This window comes from Streptomyces sp. NPDC102278 (assembly GCF_044766345.1).
Classification (GTDB): Bacteria; Actinomycetota; Actinomycetes; order Streptomycetales; family Streptomycetaceae; genus Streptomyces.
Window position 1 is genome coordinate 115,164 of the sequence record NZ_JBIWLV010000013.1, and the last position, 19,009, is coordinate 134,172.

A 19,009-nucleotide genomic window follows, 5' to 3' on the forward strand; every position below is an offset into this window, starting at 1 on the left:
TCCGGGTGTCCGTCGGGCCTCAGCCCCGGCTCTTGGAGGGGTCCTTGAGGCCGATCGCGGCGTAGTCGACGGTGCCGGTCCACACCGGGTGGCCGAAGGCGCCCGCGATGTTGGTGCCGACGAGCAGGGGCTTGCGTTCCAGCAGGACCGGGACGGAGGGGGACTTCTTCATGATCTCCGCGTCGAGTGCGATCCAGGCCCGCTCGGCCTGGCCGGCGTCGGCCATGGCGTTGATCTCGTCGATCCGCTGCGTCGTCGCCCCGTCGCGGAACTGGCTGTAGTTGCCCTGGTTGCCCTTGTCCTTGACGGTGCGTCCGTCGAAGACGAAGGGGATCCAGGTGGAGCCGGAGGGGTAGTCGGGGCACCAGCCCGCGAGGGTCATGTCGGGGGTGGTGGACAGGTCGCCGATGACGTCGTAGTACGCGCCCGGGTCGATGGTGTCGATGACGACCTCCACGCCCGCCCGGGACAGGCCCTGTTGGATGGCCTCGGCCTTGCCCTTGTCGCCGGTGGAGACGGCGAAGGTCACCTTCAGCTTCTCCTTCCCGGCGGCCTTGAGGAGTTCCTTGGCCCTGGCCGGGTCGCCGGCGGGCGGGATCTTGAGGGTGTCGGCCTGCCGGCCGCCGGAGAGGGCCGGGGGCAGGTAGGCGGTGGCCACCTCGTTGAGGGCGGGCCCGCCTCCGGCCGTGACCACGGCTTCCTTGTCGACCGCGTACTGCATGGCCTCGCGGACCCGGGGGTCGTCGAAGGGGGCGCGGGAGTTGTTGAGGTGGAGCATCTCCGTACAGCCCTGGGACTCGGCGAGCAGGCGGGCCTTGACGTCCGGCTTGGGCAGGACCTTCGGCGCGCTCTCGGGCCGCATGTCGGAGTACTGGACGGCGGAGGCGTCCGCGCCCTCGCCGGCGATGATGCGGTCGTCGATCTGGCCGCCCTTGAGTCCCATCACGACGACGAAGCGGTCGGGGTAGGCCTTGCGGACGGTGTCGGTGCGGGCGTCCCAGTGTTCGTTGCGGACCAGGACCAGCTTCTTGTCGCGGTCGTAGGACTCGATCTTGTAGGGCCCGGAGGAGAACGGGCGCGCGTCGTAGCGGGTGCCCGCCTCCTTGGACTGCGGGACCGGTGCGAAGGTCGGGAGGGTGGCGGTGGCGGAGAAGTCGGCGACTGGGCGCCTCAGTTCGAAGACGATCGTGCGGTCGTCGGGCGTCTTGATCGAGTCGAGGTGTTTCCCCTGGAGCGGACCCTTGTAGGTCTCGCCGCCGGCCAGGTACTGGGCGGCGTAGTCGGGTCCGCCGGTGAGGTCGGGGGCGAAGGAGCGCTCGACGTTGTACTTGACGTCCTGGGCCCGGACGGGGGTTCCGTCCTCGTACTTGACGCCTTCCTTGAGGGTGAAGGTCCAGGTTCTGCCGCCGTTGGACGGGGTGCCGAGGTCGGTCGCGAGGTCGGGCACCAACTCGCTGCCCGCCTTGCCGGGTTCGGCCTTGAAGGTGACGAGGGTGCGGTAGAGCAGGCGGGTGCCGAAGTCCATGGTCGGCATCGTCCAGTTGCGCGCCGGGTCGAGGTGGGAGAAGTCCTGGTTGGACAGGACGGTCAGGGTGCCGCCCTTGCTCGGCGTGCCGCCGAGCGTCTTGCCCTCGTTGGCCGCGGCGGGGTTGGCGGCGGGCCCCCCGGCGGAGCCCTTCCCGCCGGCGTCGGAGCACCCCGAGGCGCCGACGGCGAGTGCCGCCACCAGAGCGGTGGCGAGGGCGAGTTGGGTGCGCTTGGTCATGGGTCACTCCAGTGAGGGGCGCTCGCTACGATGTGACCGGTAACATAGTAATGTGAAATTGCACTGACAAGGGTTCGGTCACGCCGTTACCCAGCCGTGTTCAAAAGGAGCGGACGACGGGTCCCCCAGAGCCCCGCCGGCCCGCTGTGACATGCCCCACCCCCTCTTGCCGCGAGAAGAAAGGGTTACCTAAGTTCGACCGTATGCCCCCACATGACCCCACCCCCTTCACCGACCCGGACGCGCCGGCGCTCGTCGGGTTCGACGTCGACCTCACCTCGCACGAGGTGCTCCGGCGGGCCCACGTCCTGGACGCCCTCGGCGACGCGTGGGACCCCGTCGAGGTGCTCCGCGGCGAGGAGGCGGCGTACGACCTGCTCTACTCCGGCCTTGACGAGGAGCAGCAGCGCGTGCACGACCGGCTCGTCGCGGCCGGCGTCCTCCCCCCGCGCGGGGGCGGCCGTGCTGCCGCTTGACCCGCAGGCGGATCCCGGGCGCCGCGCCTGGGTGCCCTGCCCGAGCTGTGCGGACGACCGCGACTGCGCGCCGTGCGGGCAGCGCCGGACGTGTTCCGCCCACTGGCGCTACCTGCTCTCCAACCACGGGAGCCTGCTCCACCTGCAGTGCCCGGCCTGCACCCACGTCTGGGCGCACGAGAGCGGCTTCGGCGCCACCCGCTCCCTGTGGAGCCGGGTCACCAGCGGTCGCTCACGCTCCTGACCGCGGCGGCGGGGGACGGACCGGACCGTGCGGGGCGGCCCGCTCCGGGCGGCTTCAGACGCCCGAGCCGAGCCGGCCCGGCGTGCGCCCGACCGGCTCGTCGCGGCCCTGCGCCCAGAGCGAGCGCACGTGGCCGAGGTGGCGGACCATGCACGCCTGGGCGGCCTCGGCGTCGCCGCTGATCATGAGGTCGAGCAGCTCGATGTGCTCCTCGGCGGAGGAGACCAGCTTCCCGGCCTCGTCCAGGCCGGTCAGGCCGTAGAGCCGGGAGCGCTTGCGCAGGTCGCCGACCGTCTCGACGAGCCGGTCGTTGCCGGCGAGGGCCAGCAGGCCCAGGTGGAAGCGGCGGTCCGCCTCCAGGTAGCCGATGAGGTTGTGCTCCCGGGCGTTGGTGACGATCTCCAGCGCGACGGGGCGCAGCGCCTCCAGTTGCTCGCGGGTGGCGATCTCGGTGATCCGGCCGATGGTCGGGACCTCGATCATCGTGCGCAGTTCGGTGTACTGGTCGAGGTCGCGTTCGCTGACCTCGGTGATCCGGAAGCCCTTGTTGCGGACCGGTTCGACCAGCCCCTCGCGGGCCAGGTCGAGCATGGCCTCGCGCACCGGGGTGGCCGAGACGCCCAGTTCGGCGGCGAGGCCGGGGGCGGAGTACACGCTCCCGGGGCGCAGTTCGCCCGCGATGAGCGCCGCTCGCAGGGCATGGCCGACCTGGTCCCGGAGTCGTTCCTGGGCCTTGATGAGACTGTGCTGCTTCAGGTCACCCATTGCGTTTCCTCCGAGACCACTACACCAGCGGCGAGCAGAGGCCAGCGTACAATGTCACGTTGCGCCGCCCGCCCCGGCGGCCCGGAACAGGGCGACCGCCACGGCAAGATCCTCCCAGGCCATGCCCACGCTCTTGAAGAGTCGCGGGGAATCCGCCCGCCCCGGCGGCGGGAGGCGTCCCGCGACCAGGTCGGCCAGGGTGCCCGCGACGTGGCCGGCCCCCAGGAGGCCTTCCGCCTCCGGGACCAGCAGGTCCCCCGCCTCGCGCAGGGCCGCCGCGCGGGACTCCACGTACACGACCGCGCGCCGCACCAGCGCGCTGTCCGTCTCCCGGGCGTCCGGCTCGTGGGAGCCCACGGCGACGACGGTGGCGCCCGGGGCGACGAGCCGGCCGTCGAAGAGGGGTTCGCGGGCCGTGGTGCAGCAGACGATCAGGTCGGCGTCCGCCACCGCCGACGCCGTGCCCGTCCGGGCCGTGAGCCCCAGGTCCCGGGCGTGCGCGGCCAGTTTCCCGGCGCCCGCGGGATCGCGGGCCACCACGACGACGTCCGCGGGCCGGCGCACGGCCAGGACGGCTTCGAGATGCCCGTACGCCTGCGGGCCCGACCCGAAGAGGACCATGCGCGGCGGCCGGTCCCCCGGGGCGAGGTACCGCAGCGCGAGCGCCGACACCGCCGGGGTGCGCAGGGCGGTCAGGGCGGCCCCGTCGAAGTGGGCGAGCGGGCTGAGCGTGGACCCGTCGAGGAGCAGGTACGAGCCGGTGATCCGGGGCAGGCCGCGTACGGGGTTCCCGGGCGCCACCCCGGCGACCTTCACCCCGGCGTACCCCCCGAACGCGGCCGGCATCAGCAGCAACTCCCCGCCGGGCACGGGCAGGGCGGTTCGGGGCGGGCAGGTCTCCGGGTCGAACCCGGCCCGCAGCGCGTCGGCCAGGGCGTCCGCCGCCGCGGCCGGTGTGAGCAGGCCGGCCATCCGCGCGGCGGTCCACTGGGGGATCACAGCAGGAACCCGGTGCCCAGGTCGTCGTACGGGTCGACGGTGAAGGTGTGTTCGCCGGTGCGGTGGGCGGTGCCGGTGACCTCGGTGACCGGTGCGTCGGGGGCGGTGGCGGGCAGGAGCCGGCCGGTGAACACCGTGCCCACGACGGACTCGTGCAGCAGTTCCTCCCCCGGGCCCAGCCGCCCGTCCTCGGCCAGCAGCGCGAGCCGGGCCGAGGTTCCGGAGCCGCAGGGTGAGCGGTCGACCTGCCCGTCGGCGAAGACGGTCACGTTGCGCTGGTGCGGCCCCCGGGGGGTGTCCGCCAGCTCCTCGTGGAGGATCACCCCGTACACCCCGGAGAGCAGCGGCCCGTCGGGGTGCCAGGTCCCGGGGTGGGTGGCGAGGGCGGCCTTGATCTCCCGTCCGGCGCGGACCAGTTCGGGCAGCGCGGCGCGGGAGACCTCCAGTCCCAGGTCGCGCGCGCGGACCGCGGCGTAGCAGGCGCCGGCGTGCGCGAGGTCCACTTCGACCGGGCCGAGGGTGGTGGCCACCGGGACCTTGCGGGCGCCGATCCGGGCCGGGACGTTGCGGAAGGTGATCCCGGCGGTGCGGCCCGCCTCGCGGTGCACGGTGACGCCGACCCGCCCCGAGGGCACGTCGATGCGGACGTGCGCGTCACCGGTGTCCGGGGCGGGGACCCGGCCGCTGTCCACGGCCCACGCGCCGAGGGCCATGGCGCCGTGCCCGCAGGCAGTGGAGTAGCCGTCCTTGTGCCAGAACAGCACCCCGAAGTGGGCGCCGTCGTCGTCCGGGGGCACGACGAAACCTCCGTACATCCCCGCGTGCCCGCGCGGCTCCCGCACCAGCAGGCGCCGTACGTCGTCCAGCGCGCCCCGGCGGGGGGCCGTCCCGGAGCCGCCGGGCCCGACGGCGGTGGCGCAGCGCTCGGCGACGGTGTCGCCGGGGATCTGCGGGAGGCCGTCGCAGACGATCCGGAAGGGTTCGCCGGCGGTGTGGTAGTCGACGGTGTGGACCGGGCGGGGCGCGGTGCTCACAGGAGGAACCCCCCGGGGAAGGGGTCGGACGGGTCGAGGAAGTACTGGGCGGTGCCCGTGATCCACGCCCGACCGGTGACGGTGGGGACGACCGCCGGGATTCCTGCGACGGTGGTCTCCCCGATCAGCCTGCCGGTGAACTCGGTGCCGATGAAGGACTCGTTGACGAAGTCGGCGCCCTGCTCCAGCAGGCCGCGGGCGTGCAGTTGGGCCATCCGCGCGCTGGTGCCCGTACCGCAGGGCGAGCGGTCGAACCAGCCGGGGTGGATCGCCATGGCGTGCCGGGAGCGGCGGGCGTCGGACCCGGGGGCGGCGAGGTAGACGTGCTTGACGCCGGCGATGGAGGGGTCCTCGGGGTGGACGGGGCGGTCGTCCGAGGCGTTGATGGCGTCCATGACGGCGAGCCCGGCGGCGAGGAGTTCGTCGCCGCGGGCCCGGTCGAAGGGGAGTCCGAGGGCGTCGAGTTCGACGAAGGCGTAGAAGTTGCCTCCGTAGGCGAGGTCGTGGGTGACGGTGCCGAGGCCGGGTACCTCGGTCTTCAGGTCGAGGCCGACGCTGAAGGCGGGAACGTTGGTGAAGGTGGCGGCGCGGGCCGCGCCGTCCTCGACCCGGACGTCCACGCTCACCAGCCCGGCCGGGGTGTCGAGGCGGACGGTGGTGACCGGTTCGACGACCGGCACCATGCCGGTTTCGACCAGCACGGTGGCGACCCCGATGGTGCCGTGCCCACACATGGGGAGCAGACCCGACACCTCGATGTAGAGCACGCCGAAGTCGGCGTCGGGCCGGGTGGGAGGCTGGAGGATCGCGCCGCTCATCGCGGAGTGTCCGCGCGGCTCGTACATGAGCAGGGTGCGGACGTGGTCCAGGTGCTCGATGAAGTGCAGCCGCTTCTGCGCCATGGTGGCCCCGGGGATCACCCCGACGCCTCCGGTGATCACCCGGGTCGGCATGCCCTCGGTGTGCGAGTCGACCGCGTGGTAGATGTTGCGCGTACGCATGGGGACTCCCGCGGGGGCTAGTTGAGGCCTTCGGCGAGGGCCTTCTCGGTGGCGGCCCGGACCGCCGCCTCGGTCTCGCCGGTCAGCGGGAACCTGGGCGGGCGGGTGGCGCCGCCGGGGCGTCCGGCCAGGTCCATGGAGAGCTTGATGGCCTGGACGAACTCGGTCTTGGAGTCCCAACGCAGCAGGCCGTGCAGGGACTTGTACAGGGGCAGCGCGGTGTCGAGGTCGCCCGCGACTGCGGCCCGGTAGAGGGTGGCGCAGGAACGCGGCAGGGCGTTGGGGTAGCCGGCGATCCAGCCGACGGCCCCGGCGAGGGCGAGTTCGAGGAGCACGTCGTCGGCTCCGACGAGCAGGTCGAGGCCGGGGGCGAGTTCCGCGATCTCGTAGGCGCGGCGGACGTCGCCGGAGAACTCCTTGACGGCGACGATGCTGGCGTCCGCGTACAGCCGGGCCAGCAGGGCCGGGGTCAGGTCCACCTTGGTGTCGATGGGGTTGTTGTACGCGACGACGGGCAGGCCCGCGCGGGCGACCTGCGCGTAGTGGTCGCGTACGGCCCGCTCGTCGGCGCGGTAGGCGTTGGGGGGCAGCAGCAGGACGGATCCCGCGCCGGCCTCCGCGGCCTGGTCGGCCCAGCGGCGGGCCTCGGCGCTGCCGTAGGCGGCGACGCCGGGCATGACCCGCTCGCCGTCGCCGGCCGCCTCGACGGCCGTACGGACGACCCGGGCCCGCTCCTCGTCGGTGAGGGTCTGGTACTCGCCGAGGGAGCCGTTGGGGACGACGCCGTCGCAGCCGTTGGCGATCAGCCAGGCCACGTGTTCGGCGTAGGCGTCGTGGTCGACGGTCAGGTCGTCGCGCAGGGGCAGCGCGGTGGCGACCATGATTCCGTGCCAGGGGCGGGTGCGGGCGGGCGCGGGGGTGTGCGCGTGGGTCATGAGAGCTCCCTAGAGTGGTGTGTGACATTTTACTAGTGGGCGTGGGGAGCCCACAAGGGTCCCGGGATCCCGGATCGGGTCGATCAGCCGTCCTCGACGGGCAGTTCGGCGAGCCGGCGCAGCGGGACCGGGCAGGACAGCGGCCTGCGGTCCGGGTCCGGGTCCCGCCCCGTGAGGGCGGCGACGGCCGGTCCGCACATCCGGCCCTGGCACCAGCCCATCCCCGCCCGGGTGAGCAGTTTGACGGTCCGGGCGTCGCGCGCGCCCAGGTCGCGCACCGCCTCGCGGATCCGGCCGACGGTGACCTCCTCGCAGCGGCACACCTCGGTGTCCTCCCGCAGCCGGCCGGACCACCCCGCCCCCGGACGGTGGGCGGCGCCCATCGCCTCGGCGAACGCGCGCAGCCGTGCGCGGCGTCGGACCAGCACGGCGGGGACGGGCCGGCCGGCGATCGCGCGGGCCGCGATCTCGCCCTCGATCAGGGCCAGTCGGGCGCCGCCGATCCCCCCGGTCTCCCCCGCCGACCAGACGCCGGGTACGGAGGTCCGCTGACGGGCGTCCACCTCCAGGGCGACTGCTCCGTCCGCCCCGAGCCGGGTGGCGCAGCCGAGGCCGGTGGCCAGTTCCAGTTGCGGCACCAGCCCGTGGCCCACGGCGAGGGCGTCGCAGGGGACGCGGCGGTCCGTGCCGGGCATCGGCCGCCACTGCCGGTCGAGCCGGGCCACGGTCACCGCCTCGACCCGGTCGGTCCCGTGGGCCTCGGTGACGGCGTGCCGGGTGAGCAGGCGGATCCCGTGACGCAGCAGGGCCCCGCCGTACGTGGCGGCCTCGCCGAGCTTGCCGGGGTTGCGCAGCAGGGCGGGGAGCCGGCCGGCGTACGCGGTGTACGCGGAGGCCTCCACCACCGCCGGGACGGTGGCGCCCGCCGCCGCGAGGGACCCGGCGACGGCGAGCAGCAGCGGCCCGCTCCCGGCGACGACGATCCGCCGGCCCGGCAGCACGAGCCCGCCCTTGAGCATGGCCTGCGCCCCGCCGGCCCCGATCACCCCGGGCAGCGTCCAGCCGGGGAAGGGCAGGTGCCGTTCGAAAGCGCCGGTGGCGAGGAGCACGGCGCGGGCCCGGACGGCGACGGCCTCCTCCTCGGGGCCGGCGACGGCGTGCAGCAGCAGTTCGGCGCCGGCGGGGACGACGGTCCACACGTGGTGGAGCGGGAGGTGGGTGATCCGGCCCGCCGAGGCGTGGGCGCGCAGGGCTGCTTCGCGGGAGGCGAAGGCGGCCCAGTCGTGGTGCAGGGCCTCGGGGCGGTCCGCGCCGAGCGCGGGCGCGGGGCTCCGGTAGTACTGGCCGCCCGGCCGCTCCCCCGCGTCCAGCAGGGTGACGCGCAGTCCGAGGCCGGCGGCCGTGACGGCGGCGGCGAGCCCGGCGGGGCCCGCGCCGACGACGGCGAGGTCGCACGGCACGCCGTCAGACGCCGAGTTCGGCACGGCCGGTCCCTTCCTGGGTGGTGACGGTGTCCCCGGGGCGGGCCGGGGTCAGGCAGGCGCGCAGGTTCGGGCGGTCGTTGACGGTGACGAGGCAGTCGTGGCAGCTTCCGATCCCGCAGAACACCCCGCGCGGGGCGCCGTTGTCCCGGGTGGTGCGCCAGGCGAGGATGCCCGCGCCCCACAGTGCGGCGGCGATGCTCTGGCCCGCGCGCGCGGGCAGTTCACGGCCGTCGAAGCGCAGGGTGTACGTGGCCCGGGGGGCGCCGCCGACCAGGTCCCGGGGGGAGCGGGCGGGGCCGCGGAGCAGCCGGCGGACGAGACGACGCGGCGGGCGGTCCGGGTCGGCGGGGCTGGTCATCGCGTGGTCTCCTTCGGTTCGCCCGGCCCGAACCGGTCCGGGCGGAACGGGCCTGTCTCCAGCGGGGGTTCGGCCCCGGTCAGGGCCGCCGCGATCAGCAGCCCGGTGGCCGGCGCCAGGCCGATCCCGGCGCCCTCGTGGCCACAGGCGTGCAGCAGGCCGGGGGCCCGGGGGTCGGGGCCGATGGCCGGGAGGTGGTCGGGCAGGTAGGGCCGGAAGCCGTGGTAGGTCCGCAGCACCCGTACGTCGGCCAGGACCGGGAACAGCGCGGCCGCCTGCGCGGCGAGCCGGCGCAGCGCCGCCGTGGACAGGCCCCGGTCGAAGCCGACCCGCTCCCGGGTCGCCCCGATGAGCACCGGCCCCGAGGGGGTGCCCTCGACCACCGCCGAGGACTGGAGGGCGGCCGATCCGCTGGCCACGTCCGCGATGTAGTCGGCGGCGTACACCTTGTGCCGGACCACCCTGGGCAGCGGCTCGGTCACCAGGACGAAACCGCGGCGCGGCAGCACCGGCAGGGTGGTCCCGGCGAGTTCCGCGATCCTCCCGCCCCAGGTGCCGGCGGCGTTGACCACGGCCGGCGCCCGCAGCTCCCGGCGGGGGGTGCGCACCCCGCACACCCGGCCGCCCTCCGTGAGCAGGCCGGTGACCTCCTCCCCGAGGTGGATCCGGGCGCCGGAGGCGGCGAGCAGGCGCGCCGCCGCCTGCGCGGGGTGGACCTGGGCGTCCTGCGGGTAGTGGAAGCCGCCCGCCAGGCCCGGGGCCAGGTGGGGCTCCAGTTCGCGCAGCTCCCGCGGGCCCACCTCGACGGCGTCGACGCCCGCGCGGCGCTGGCCCTCGGCGAAGCCGCGCAGGGCCTTCAGCGTGGTGTCGTCCGGCGCGACGACCAGCCCGCCCTTGGCCTCGTACTCCACGGAGTGCGGGAGGACCTCGGCGAGTTCGCGCCACAGCGTCGCCGACAGCAGGGCCAGGTCGAGTTCGGGCCCGGCCTCCTTGTCGGAGACGAGCAGGTTGCCCTCGCCGGCGCCGGTGGTGCCGCCGGCCACGGGGCCTCGGTCCACGACGGCCACGGAGAGTCCGGCGCGGCCGGCGTGGTACGCGCACGCGGCGCCGACGACGCCGGCGCCGATGACGACGACGTCCAGGGAGTGGTGTCTCTGGGGCACGGCAGTAATATGTCACATTCTTCTTAGGGTGCCTAGGTACTCCGGGGCCGGTCCCGCCCCCCGTTCTCGACGGGACCGACCACCGGTGTCGGTCAGTCGCGCAGCGGTCCCTCACAGCTGTAGGAGGAGCTGCCCGCGACCTTGTTGGTCCAGATCTCCACCGGGCCGAAGGAGCAGTTCATGTCGGCCAGGTTGTTGGAGGCCGCGCCCGCCCGGTCGAGGAGGAAGTAGTCCACCGTCTCGGACATGTCATTGAAGTTCTGGTCGTCGCTGCGCCAGTTCTTCAGGTTCGCGGTGATCCGGCCGGTACAGGTGAACCGGCGCTTGCCGGGCTCGCCGTTCTCCACGCAGTCCGGGGTGTTGTAGGTGGCCGTCGCGAAGCTCGACTTCACCGAGGCGAGCGCGGAGTCGCGCAGCCGGTCGTTGGCGGTGAAGGTGGTGTTCGGGACGTACAGCTGGTCCACCTTGGCGATCTGCGCGTCCAGGAAGCGGTTGTAGTCGCGCTGGAGGTAGGTGTCCGCGCCGGTCCGGTGGCGCCAGGCGTCGTACGCGGCGACGTCGTCGTTTCGCAGGTGGGTGTACATCTCGCGCAGCAGCGTGGGCTTCTCGGTCCACAGGAACTCGAAGAAGGTCCCGGCGTAGCTGTAGAAGCGGAAGCCGTCGCCGTCGTAGGTGGCGTTGAGCAGTTGCTCCACCGTCATCCGGGGGCCGCCGCCCGCGGTGTCGGCGATGACGCTCTTGACCAGGGACTTGCGCACGGCGATGCCGTTGTCCCGGGTCGCTCCGTCGAAGAACTCGGCCGTGCCCTCGTCCATGGCGGTCGTGCGGTCGCCCTCGTACCAGGGGCCCTCGCCGAAGAAGCCGGGGACGGCGTAGCGGCCGTTGAGGTAGTGCGTGTACTCGTGGCGGAACAGTTCCTCCAGCGTGAGGGAGGAGTCCTGGGGGACGCGGCGCTGGTAGGTGTAGAAGGTGGCGCCGTTCTCGATGTAGATGCCGCCGTTGTTGGTGCCGTAGCCGGTGAGGATGGGGTGGTAGTTCTCGTAGTCGGCCCGGGAGGCGTACAGCACGATGTTCAGCGTGGTGTTGGGGTCGCCGGCGAGCGGCTGTTCGGTGCCGAGCACCCGGTGGTACTGGGACTTGACCTGCTTGCTCGCGTAGTAGAGCTGGTCGACCGTCGCCCGGTCGAGGGCGGTGCGGACCTTGATCGCGCCGTTGTCGTAGGAGTAGGTGTAGGGGAAGAGCTGCTTCTCGATGTCCTCCTTGCACACCCCGTACGGCTTGCACGCCTCGTAGAAGTTGAGCCAGGAGACGATCTTGGCCCACTGCTCGCTGCCGTTGCCGAAGCCCGACCTGACCGGTTCCAGCAGGGCTCCGAGGTCGGCGACGACCTGGCTCTTGAGTGCGTCGATCTGGCCGAAGCGGCCGTACTCGCCGAGTGCGTCGCGGGCCACCCACGCGTTGCCGCCGCCTTTGAGGTGGACGTAGCCGCCGAAGGCCTTGAACGCGGCGCGGTAGGCCGGGTCGGCGGAGACCGCGGCCTGGAAGGCGGTGTCCTGGTTGCCCGGGTAGACGCCGAGGTAGTTGACGGAGAGCGCCGCGAGGGCCGCGCCGCCCCAGGAGGCGTCCTGGCTGGTCGCGGGGTGCGCCGGGTCCATCGCGGCGAGCACCTTCTTGATCAGGCCGAGTTGGTGCTGTCGCAGGCCGGGGGCGCTCGCGGCGTAGAGGGCCTCGCGCAGGGTGCGGGCGTTCGTCGGGGTGACGTCGAAGGTGCGGGCGGCGGCGCCGAAGTCCGCGACGGCGCGGCGCATGGCGTCGACGGTCGGGGCGTCGGTGACGTCGATCTCGTCGCGGGAGTAGTCGTGGTAGGCGACGGCGTGCAGGTAGGTGAACATCTCCTCCAGGTGCGAGGAGTTGCGGCCGTCGTGGCCGGCGGCCGCGGCGGATATCCGACGGGAGACGGCCTGGACGTGGGCGTCGGACATGACGGGCGCGAGGCGGGCGTCCCAGGTCCAGACGAGACCGCGCAGACAGCCGTCGGCGAGGACGGCCGGGTCGCCGAGGAAGTCGGCGAAACGTTCCGGCGAGAGGCCGGTGATCCCGTCGAGGGTGCAGGGGACGGCGACGGCCATGTTCCGGGTGGTGGGCGCGGCCTGGGCGGCGACCGTCTTGCGGCTCTTCTCCGAACGCTCGCCGGCCGAGGCGGAGGCCGTGTCGAGGGGCGACGGGGTGGGGCGCGCCGCGCCGGGGACCTCGCCCTTGCCGACGGCGAGGCCGCCGGGCGTGGTGGCGGGGGCCGAAACGGGCTCCCGGGCCTCGGCGAGGCGGTCGACCTCGTCAAAGGGGTTCGGCGCGCTCGGGCCGGGGGCCGGGGCGCCCGCGGCGGGGGCGCCGGCCGCGAAGGTCGCGGGAACCGTCGCGTCGTTCTCGGCCGCCCGGGTCACGGCCTGCCCGGCGGAGGCGAGGAGCGTGACCGCCACGGCGGCGGAGAGGAGGGACGTACGCACAGCTCTGTGCTGGGACACCGAGGACTCCTGGTGGGGAGGGGAGGTGGGGGAAGTGGTGCGCGAACTGCCCGCAGTGAACTGCCCTGCGTCACACGGCGTTTGACGGGGATTAACGTGCCGCGGTGTGAGCTGTAACATAGTAATGTGAAATTGCACTGACAAGCCCTGTGCGACCACCAGTTCGCTTCTTCTTCCGGGAGCCCCTGTGACCGACACCCCCTCCGGCCTCCACATCGGCAGCCACGACCTGCCCGTCTCGCCGGACTTGTCCCGCTTCATGGCCGCCGACTGGACCGCGACCCCGCTCCCCGACCGGGGCCCCGCACCGGCCTCCGCCGTCACCCCGGCCCGCCGCGCCCGCCTCTCGGCCCGCTTCCCGGGCGAGCGACTGATCGTGCCGGCGGGCGACTTGAAGGTCCGCTCCAACGACTGCGACCACCGCTTCCGGCCACACAGCGCGTACGCCTGGCTGACCGGCCTGACCGGCGAGGACCAGGTGGGTCACGTCCTGGTGCTGGAGCCCTCCGGCGCGCACGGGCACGAGGCCGTGCTGTACCTGCGCCCCCGCTCGCCGCGGGCGGACGGCAACGAGGAGTTCTACCGGGACCGCCGGTACGGGGAGTTCTGGGTGGGGCGCCGCCCGGACCTGGCGGAGACCGAGCGGCTGACCGGCCTGCGCTGCGCCCACCTGGACACGCTCGGCTCACCCCCGGCCCGCAACGCCTCCTCCGATCCCGAACTGGCCGCGACGCTATCGGAGTTGCGCCTGGTCAAGGACGCCTGGGAGGTCGAGCAGCTGCAACGGGCGGTGGACCACACCACGGCCGGGTTCGAGGACGTCGTACGGGCACTGCCGCGCGCGCTCGCCCATCCGCGCGGGGAGCGCTGGATCGAGGGGGTCTTCGCACTGCGCGCCCGGGCGGAGGGCAACGGCACCGGCTACGAGACGATCGCCGCCTCCGGCGCCCACGCCTGCGTCCTGCACTGGATCCGCAACGACGGCCGACTGGACCGCGACGACCTGCTGTTGCTCGACGCGGGCGTGGAGACGGACACCCTGTACACGGCGGACATCACCCGCACCCTCCCCCTGTCGGGCCGGTTCTCGCCGGTACAGCGGCAGGTCTACGAACTGGTCCTGGCCGCGCAGGACGCGGGGATGGCGGCGCTGCGCCCCGGCGCGAGCTTCCGTGACTTCCACCGGGCCGGGATGCGGGTGATCGCGGACGGACTCGCCGAGTGGGGCGTCCTCAAGAACGCGGAGGGCGACCTGCACCGGCGCTACACCCTGTGCGGCAGCGGGCACATGTTGGGGCTGGACGTCCACGACTGCGCGAAGGCGCGGGCCGACACCTACCTGGACGGGACCCTGGAGGAGGGGCAGGTCCTCACCGTGGAGCCGGGTCTGTACTTCCAGCCGGACGACGAGACCCTGCCGGCGGAGCTGCGCGGCATCGGCGTGCGCGTCGAGGACGACCTGGTCGTGACGGCGCGGGGCGCCCGACTGATGTCGGGCGCCCTGCCGAGGTCCGTGGCGGACATCGAGGAGTGGATGGGCCGCCTCCTGGCGGGGTGAGCGGAGGTCCGGTCGCCGGGGCGACGGCCAGACGGCCTAGTCGTGCCAGTTGCTCCGGTGGCCGCCGTCGTGCCGGTTGCCCTGGTTGTCGTACCCGTGCCAGTCGTCGTTCCAGCCGCCGTTGCCGCCGTTGTTCCAGCCGCCGTCGCGCCAACCGTCGTCGTACCGGCTGTCGTACCGGCCGTCGTTCCAGTTGTTCCGGTTCGGGTCGTGCCAACCGGCGTCGTGCCAGTTGCCGTCATTGCGACCGCTGTTGTCCCAGCACCAACCCGGCCGGTAGTTGCCGCGTGCGGGGTCGCAGCAGGCGGACCACTCGCCGTAGCGCGAGTCGGAACACCAGTCGGTCTGCGGAAGACTTGTCGCGAAGGCGCCACTGACGGGCATCAGACCGAGCGTGAGCCCGGCCGCCCCTGTCACGGCTGCCGCAACGAACCCACGGCGCATGTCCATGCACCTCCGAGTCTTGGTGGCGAAGCATGCCAAAAAGGTCTTAACCACCCTCCCCCGGCTTTCGGTCGCTGTCAAAATCACGGCAGGACGGCGATGCCGTCGAGTTCGACCAGCGCCTCCTCGTCCCAGAGTCGCACCACACCCACGACGGCCATGGCCGGATAGTCCCGGCCCGCCAACCGGCGCCAGATGCGGCCCAGTTCACCGGCGTGCGCCCGGTACGAGGCCACGTCCACGGCGTAGACGGTGACCCGGGCCAACCCCCCGGGGGTACCGCCGGCCGCCGCCAGGGCCGCCAGCAGGTTGGACAGCGCACGCTCGAACTGTTCCGGCAGGTCCTCCCCCACGACCTTTCCGGAGCCGTCCAGCGCGGTCTGCCCCGCCAGGAAGACGAGCCGGCCGCCCGTCATGGCGACGGCGTGCGAGAAGCCGGTGGCCGGGGAGAGCTCCTGCGGGTTGTGGCGTTCCAGGCTCATCGCGCCACCTCCCGGTAGAGCTCCTTCGCGATGATCGTGCGCTGCACCTCGCTGGCCCCCTCGTAGATCCGCGGCGCCCGCACCTCCCGGTACAGGTGTTCCAGCAGGTGTCCCCGCTGGAGGGCGACGGCCCCGTGCAGTTGGACCGCGTGGTCCACCACGTACTGGGCCGTCTCGGTCGCCAGCAGTTTGGCCATGGCCGCCCGGCGCGGGACCTCCGGGGAGCCGCTGTCGTAGGCGCCGGCGGCCGCGTAGACCAGCAGCCGGGCCGCCTCCACCCGGGTCGCCATCTCCGCCACCCGGTGCGCGACCGACTGGAGGTCGGCGAGGACCCCGCCGAAGGCGCTCCGGCCGGCCGTGTGCGTCAGCGTCGCGTCGAGCGCCGCCCGCGCCATGCCGACGGCGAAGGCGCCCACGCTCGGCCGGAACCGGTTCAGGGTGTCCATCGCCACCCGGAAGCCGCGCCCCGGCTCCCCCAGCACGTCCTGGGGCCCCACGGGCACCCCGTCGAAGGCCAGCGAGCCGATCGGGTGCGGGGACAGCATCTCCAGGGGCTCGCCCGTCAGGCCGGGCCGGTCGGCGGGCACCAGGAAGGCCGTGATCCCCCTGGAGCCCGCGCCCTCACCCGTTCGGGCGAAGACGGTGTAGAAATCCGCCTCCGGGGCGTTGGAGATCCAGCGCTTCTCCCCGCGCAGCCGCCATCCGTCGCCGTCCCGCTCGGCGGCCAGGGTCAGCGCGGCGGCGTCCGAGCCGGCCCCCGGCTCGCTCAGCGCGAACGCCGCCACGAGCCGACCCTCCCGCACTCCGGGCAGCCAGCGCTCCCGCTGCGTCGGGCTGCCGGCGCTCAGCACCGGGTGGGCGCCCAACCCCTGGAGGGCGAGCGCCGTCTCCGCCTCCGTGCAGCCGTAGGCGAGGGATTCCCGCAACAGGCACAGGTGCAGCGCGCCGGAGGTGAACACCCGCTCCAGCAGGCCCTCTTCACCCAGCGCCGCGAGCAGCGGGCGGTTCACCCGGCCCGCCTCCCCCTTCTCGGCCAGCGGCCTCAGCCGCTCGGTCGACAGTGCGCGCAGCCGCCCGCACCATTGCTCGTCTTCCGCTTCGAGCGCGAATCCGGTCATCCGAATGTCCCCGCATCTATCGCGTCCTGTTGACTGCCGTCACCATCACGATACGCTCGTGTTGCCCACGCACGGACAGCTCCACCCCGTTCGGTTCCATACATTCGGTTCCATACAGCAGGGGCCGGCCCCCCACACCGGGGCCGGACCGTCGCAAGGGGGCGAACCCGCCTTGGAGCTCATGCCTTCCGCTCACGTCGACACCTTTGCCCGTGACCATCTGCCGGCCGCGGACACCTGGCCGCAGCTCCTCTTCGAGTTGCCCGAGCTGGCCTACCCGGACCGGCTGAACTGCGGCGCCGAACTGCTCGACGCCACCATCGAGCGGTTCGGGCCCGACCGTCCGGCCTTCCGCGACGCGTCCGGCGCGGTGTGGTCGTACGGAGAACTGCGCGGGCGCGTGGAGCGGATCGCCCACGTCCTCACCGCCGATCTCGGCGTGGTCCCCGGCAACCGGGTGTTGTTGCGCGGACCCACCGGGCCGTGGCTCGCCGCCTGCTGGTTGGCGGTGATGCGGGCGGGCGCGGTGGCCGTGACCGTACTGGCCGGGCAGCGGTCCCAGGAACTGGCCACGGTGTGCGCGATGGCCCGGGTGGGGCACGCGCTGTGCCACGTGGACGCGCTCGACGATCTGGTGAAGGCCGAGGTGCCCGGGCTGCGGATCACCCCCTACGGCGGTGCGTCCCCCGACGACCTGCTGCGGCTCGTCGACGGGCATCCCGAGCCCTTCCCGGCCGTCGAGACCTCCGCGGACGACGTGGCCCTGATCGCCTTCACCTCCGGCACCACCGGGCGCCCCAAGGGCTGCATGCACTTCCACCGGGATCTGCTCGCCGTGGCGGACACCTTCTCCCGCCACGTGCTGCGCCCCCGCCCCGACGACGTGTTCGCGGGCAGTCCGCCGCTCGGTTTCACCTTCGGTCTGGGCGGACTCGTGGTCTTCCCGCTGCGCGCGGGGGCCTGCGCGCTGCTGCTGGAGCAGGCGGCCCCGCGCACGCTGCTGCCCGCGCTGGCCGAGCACCGGGTCACCGTCCTGTTCACCGCGCCCACTGCCTACCGGTCGATGCTGGACACCCTGGGCCCGTACGACACCGGCGCCTACGACCTCTCCGCGCTGCGCCGCTGCGTCTCCGCCGGCGAGAACCTGCCCGCCGCCACCTGGCGGGCGTGGCACGAGCGGACCGGGCTGCGGATCATCAACGGGATCGGCGCCACGGAGCTGCTGCACATCTTCATCTCGGCCGCCGACGAGGACATCCGGCCCGGTGCGACCGGCCGGGTGGTGCCCGGCTGGCAGGCCCGGGTGGTGGACGCGGCCGGCCTGCCGGTCCCGGACGACGTGCCCGGCCTGTTGGCCGTCCGCGGGCCGGTGGGCTGCCGGTACCTGGCCGACCCCCGGCAGCGGGACTACGTACGGGACGGCTGGAACCTGACCGGTGACACCTACGTACGCGATCCGGAGGGCTACTTCCGCTACGTCGCCCGCGCCGACGACATGATCATCTCCTCGGGTTACAACATCGCCGGCCCGGAGGTCGAGGAGGCCCTGTTGCGCCATCCCGACGTGGTGGAGGCCGCGGTGGTCGGCCGGCCGGACGAACGGCGCGGCCAGATCGTCGTGGCGTACACGGTGGCCCGGGACGGCGCGATCCTCACCGAGGAGGCGCTGCGGGCCTTCATGCGCGAGGAACTGGCCCCGCACAAGTGCCCGCGCTCGTTCGTCTTCCTGCCCGCCCTCCCGCGGACCGCGACCGGGAAACTTCAGCGGTTCCGGCTGCGCGATCTAGAGTGAACCCGTGGTCGAGCAGCACACTCCGCGATCCCTGATCGTCACGTTCCACGGCGCCTACGGGCGGGCCTTCGAGGGCGCCGTCCCGGTGTCCGCGCTGATCCGCCTGCTGGGCGCGGCCGGCGTGGACGCGCCGTCCGTCCGCTCGTCGGTGTCCCGGCTGAAGCGGCGCGGCTTCCTGCTGCCCGCGCGCGCCGCCGACGGGTCGGCCGGGTACGAGCTGTCCCCGGAGGCCCGCCTGCTCCTTGAGGACGGCGACCGGCGGATCTACGGATCCCCGCGGCTGTCGGAGGAGTGGCTGGTCGCGGTGTTCTCCGTGCCGGAGCAGGAGCGGCACAAACGTCACCTGTTGCGCTCGCGACTGGCCCGGCTGGGCTTCGGGTCGGTCGCGCCGGGCGTGTGGATCGCCCCCGCGCACCTGCACGGGGAGACCGGGCGGACGCTGGAGCGGCTGCACCTGACGGCGTACGTGGAACTGTTCCGCGGCGCGCACCTGGGTTTCGCCCCGACCCCCGAGGCGGTGGCCCGCTGGTGGGACCTGTCGGCCCTCGCCAAACAGCACGAGGAGTTCCTGGACCTGCACGAGCCGGTCCTGCGGGCCCTCCAGTCCGGCCCGGACCCGACGCCCGAACAGGCCTACCGCGGCTACCTGCTCGCGCTGGACACCTGGCGGCGGCTCCCGTACGCCGACCCGGGGCTACCCCGCGAGCTGCTCCCGGCGGACTGGCCCGGGGACCGGGCCGCGGCGGTCTTCGCCGAACTGCACGCCCGGCTGCGGGACGCCGGCGCGGGCTTCGTGGAACCGTAGGACGGCGCTGCCCGGCCCGGGCGCCGGAAAACCGGCTGCGGGGCGATGCCGCCGCGCGCCACGA

The 19,009-nt window shown here is 73.6% G+C and carries 18 protein-coding genes; 5 read left to right on the top strand and 13 right to left on the bottom strand.

Annotated features, from left to right (window positions below):
• Positions 1–19: 19 nt before the first annotated feature.
• Entirely contained in the window at positions 20–1,765 is a 1,746-nt protein-coding gene (locus ACIRO3_RS27570; protein WP_404141316.1) for an ABC transporter substrate-binding protein, read from the bottom strand.
• A gap of 203 nt (positions 1,766–1,968) precedes the next feature.
• On the opposite strand from ACIRO3_RS27570, the gene ACIRO3_RS27575 reads away from it, so the two are divergent.
• Both ACIRO3_RS27575 and ACIRO3_RS27580 read left to right on the top strand, forming a co-directional pair.
• A complete protein-coding gene (locus ACIRO3_RS27575) occupies positions 1,969–2,241 on the top strand; it encodes a DUF6400 family protein (protein WP_404141318.1) in 273 nt (90 codons plus the stop codon).
• Positions 2,228–2,485, top strand: a complete 258-nt coding sequence (locus ACIRO3_RS27580; RefSeq protein WP_404141320.1) for a hypothetical protein — start codon at positions 2,228–2,230, stop codon at positions 2,483–2,485. Before ACIRO3_RS27575 ends, ACIRO3_RS27580 begins: the two co-directional genes overlap by 14 nt.
• A gap of 54 nt (positions 2,486–2,539) precedes the next feature.
• On the opposite strand, the gene ACIRO3_RS27585 is transcribed toward ACIRO3_RS27580, so the two are convergent.
• The 9 genes from ACIRO3_RS27585 to ACIRO3_RS27625 form a co-directional block, all read right to left on the bottom strand.
• A complete protein-coding gene (locus ACIRO3_RS27585; protein WP_404141321.1) occupies positions 2,540–3,250 on the bottom strand; it encodes a GntR family transcriptional regulator in 711 nt (236 codons plus the stop codon).
• 54 nt (positions 3,251–3,304) lie between these two features.
• Positions 3,305–4,222: an ornithine cyclodeaminase family protein gene (locus tag ACIRO3_RS27590; protein WP_404141441.1), complete on the bottom strand. Its 918-nt coding sequence runs from the start codon at positions 4,220–4,222 to the stop codon at positions 3,305–3,307.
• A gap of 23 nt (positions 4,223–4,245) precedes the next feature.
• Positions 4,246–5,283: a proline racemase family protein gene (locus ACIRO3_RS27595; RefSeq protein ID WP_404141323.1), complete on the bottom strand. Its 1,038-nt coding sequence runs from the start codon at positions 5,281–5,283 to the stop codon at positions 4,246–4,248.
• Complete coding sequence (locus ACIRO3_RS27600) at positions 5,280–6,284, bottom strand: proline racemase family protein (RefSeq protein ID WP_361774708.1); 1,005 nt, start codon at positions 6,282–6,284, stop codon at positions 5,280–5,282. The genes ACIRO3_RS27595 and ACIRO3_RS27600 overlap by 4 nt, the downstream gene beginning before the upstream one ends.
• Positions 6,285–6,301: 17 nt before the next feature.
• A complete protein-coding gene (locus ACIRO3_RS27605) occupies positions 6,302–7,219 on the bottom strand; it encodes a dihydrodipicolinate synthase family protein (protein WP_404141325.1) in 918 nt (305 codons plus the stop codon).
• A gap of 83 nt (positions 7,220–7,302) precedes the next feature.
• Complete coding sequence (locus ACIRO3_RS27610; protein ID WP_404141327.1) at positions 7,303–8,703, bottom strand: NAD(P)/FAD-dependent oxidoreductase; 1,401 nt, start codon at positions 8,701–8,703, stop codon at positions 7,303–7,305.
• Positions 8,684–9,061, bottom strand: coding sequence for a (2Fe-2S)-binding protein (locus tag ACIRO3_RS27615; protein ID WP_361774717.1), 378 nt, complete (start codon positions 9,059–9,061; stop codon positions 8,684–8,686). The genes ACIRO3_RS27610 and ACIRO3_RS27615 overlap by 20 nt, the downstream gene beginning before the upstream one ends.
• Positions 9,058–10,224, bottom strand: coding sequence for an NAD(P)/FAD-dependent oxidoreductase (locus ACIRO3_RS27620; RefSeq protein ID WP_404141329.1), 1,167 nt, complete (start codon positions 10,222–10,224; stop codon positions 9,058–9,060). The genes ACIRO3_RS27615 and ACIRO3_RS27620 overlap by 4 nt, the downstream gene beginning before the upstream one ends.
• A gap of 92 nt (positions 10,225–10,316) precedes the next feature.
• Positions 10,317–12,746 (bottom strand): collagenase, encoded by a 2,430-nt coding sequence (locus ACIRO3_RS27625; protein ID WP_404141331.1) that lies wholly within the window; start codon positions 12,744–12,746, stop codon positions 10,317–10,319.
• A 187-nt stretch (positions 12,747–12,933) separates the two neighbouring features.
• On the opposite strand from ACIRO3_RS27625, the gene ACIRO3_RS27630 reads away from it, so the two are divergent.
• Positions 12,934–14,304: an aminopeptidase P family protein gene (locus ACIRO3_RS27630; protein ID WP_404141333.1), complete on the top strand. Its 1,371-nt coding sequence runs from the start codon at positions 12,934–12,936 to the stop codon at positions 14,302–14,304.
• Positions 14,305–14,340: 36 nt separating this feature from the next.
• On the opposite strand, the gene ACIRO3_RS27635 is transcribed toward ACIRO3_RS27630, so the two are convergent.
• From ACIRO3_RS27635 to ACIRO3_RS27645, 3 genes are all read right to left on the bottom strand, one after another.
• Positions 14,341–14,688: a hypothetical protein gene (locus tag ACIRO3_RS27635; RefSeq protein ID WP_404141335.1), complete on the bottom strand. Its 348-nt coding sequence runs from the start codon at positions 14,686–14,688 to the stop codon at positions 14,341–14,343.
• A 143-nt stretch (positions 14,689–14,831) separates the two neighbouring features.
• Positions 14,832–15,230 (bottom strand): RidA family protein, encoded by a 399-nt coding sequence (locus ACIRO3_RS27640; RefSeq protein WP_361774733.1) that lies wholly within the window; start codon positions 15,228–15,230, stop codon positions 14,832–14,834.
• Positions 15,227–16,348, bottom strand: coding sequence for an acyl-CoA dehydrogenase family protein (locus ACIRO3_RS27645; RefSeq protein WP_361774736.1), 1,122 nt, complete (start codon positions 16,346–16,348; stop codon positions 15,227–15,229). Before ACIRO3_RS27645 ends, ACIRO3_RS27640 begins: the two co-directional genes overlap by 4 nt.
• Positions 16,349–16,529: 181 nt before the next feature.
• On the opposite strand from ACIRO3_RS27645, the gene ACIRO3_RS27650 reads away from it, so the two are divergent.
• Positions 16,530–18,140 carry an AMP-binding protein gene (locus ACIRO3_RS27650; RefSeq protein ID WP_404141337.1) on the top strand — a complete coding sequence of 537 codons (1,611 nt, stop codon included), beginning with the start codon at positions 16,530–16,532 and terminating at the stop codon, positions 18,138–18,140.
• A 4-nt stretch (positions 18,141–18,144) separates the two neighbouring features.
• Entirely contained in the window at positions 18,145–18,945 is an 801-nt protein-coding gene (locus tag ACIRO3_RS27655; RefSeq protein ID WP_404141339.1) for a PaaX family transcriptional regulator C-terminal domain-containing protein, read from the top strand.
• Positions 18,946–19,009 lie beyond the last annotated feature (64 nt).

Coding starts and splice junctions, on each gene's coding strand:
- ACIRO3_RS27570 (WP_404141316.1), bottom strand. CDS start 1,765: ATGACCAAGCGCACCCAACTCGCCCTCGCCACCGCTCTGGTGGCGGCA.
- ACIRO3_RS27605 (WP_404141325.1), bottom strand. CDS start 7,219: ATGACCCACGCGCACACCCCCGCGCCCGCCCGCACCCGCCCCTGGCAC.
- ACIRO3_RS27640 (WP_361774733.1), bottom strand. CDS start 15,230: ATGAGCCTGGAACGCCACAACCCGCAGGAGCTCTCCCCGGCCACCGGC.
- ACIRO3_RS27615 (WP_361774717.1), bottom strand. CDS start 9,061: ATGACCAGCCCCGCCGACCCGGACCGCCCGCCGCGTCGTCTCGTCCGC.
- ACIRO3_RS27600 (WP_361774708.1), bottom strand. CDS start 6,284: ATGCGTACGCGCAACATCTACCACGCGGTCGACTCGCACACCGAGGGC.
- ACIRO3_RS27585 (WP_404141321.1), bottom strand. CDS start 3,250: ATGGGTGACCTGAAGCAGCACAGTCTCATCAAGGCCCAGGAACGACTC.
- ACIRO3_RS27635 (WP_404141335.1), bottom strand. CDS start 14,688: ATGCCCGTCAGTGGCGCCTTCGCGACAAGTCTTCCGCAGACCGACTGG.
- ACIRO3_RS27650 (WP_404141337.1), top strand. CDS start 16,530: ATGCCTTCCGCTCACGTCGACACCTTTGCCCGTGACCATCTGCCGGCC.
- ACIRO3_RS27645 (WP_361774736.1), bottom strand. CDS start 16,348: ATGACCGGATTCGCGCTCGAAGCGGAAGACGAGCAATGGTGCGGGCGG.
- ACIRO3_RS27590 (WP_404141441.1), bottom strand. CDS start 4,222: ATGGCCGGCCTGCTCACACCGGCCGCGGCGGCGGACGCCCTGGCCGAC.
- ACIRO3_RS27575 (WP_404141318.1), top strand. CDS start 1,969: ATGCCCCCACATGACCCCACCCCCTTCACCGACCCGGACGCGCCGGCG.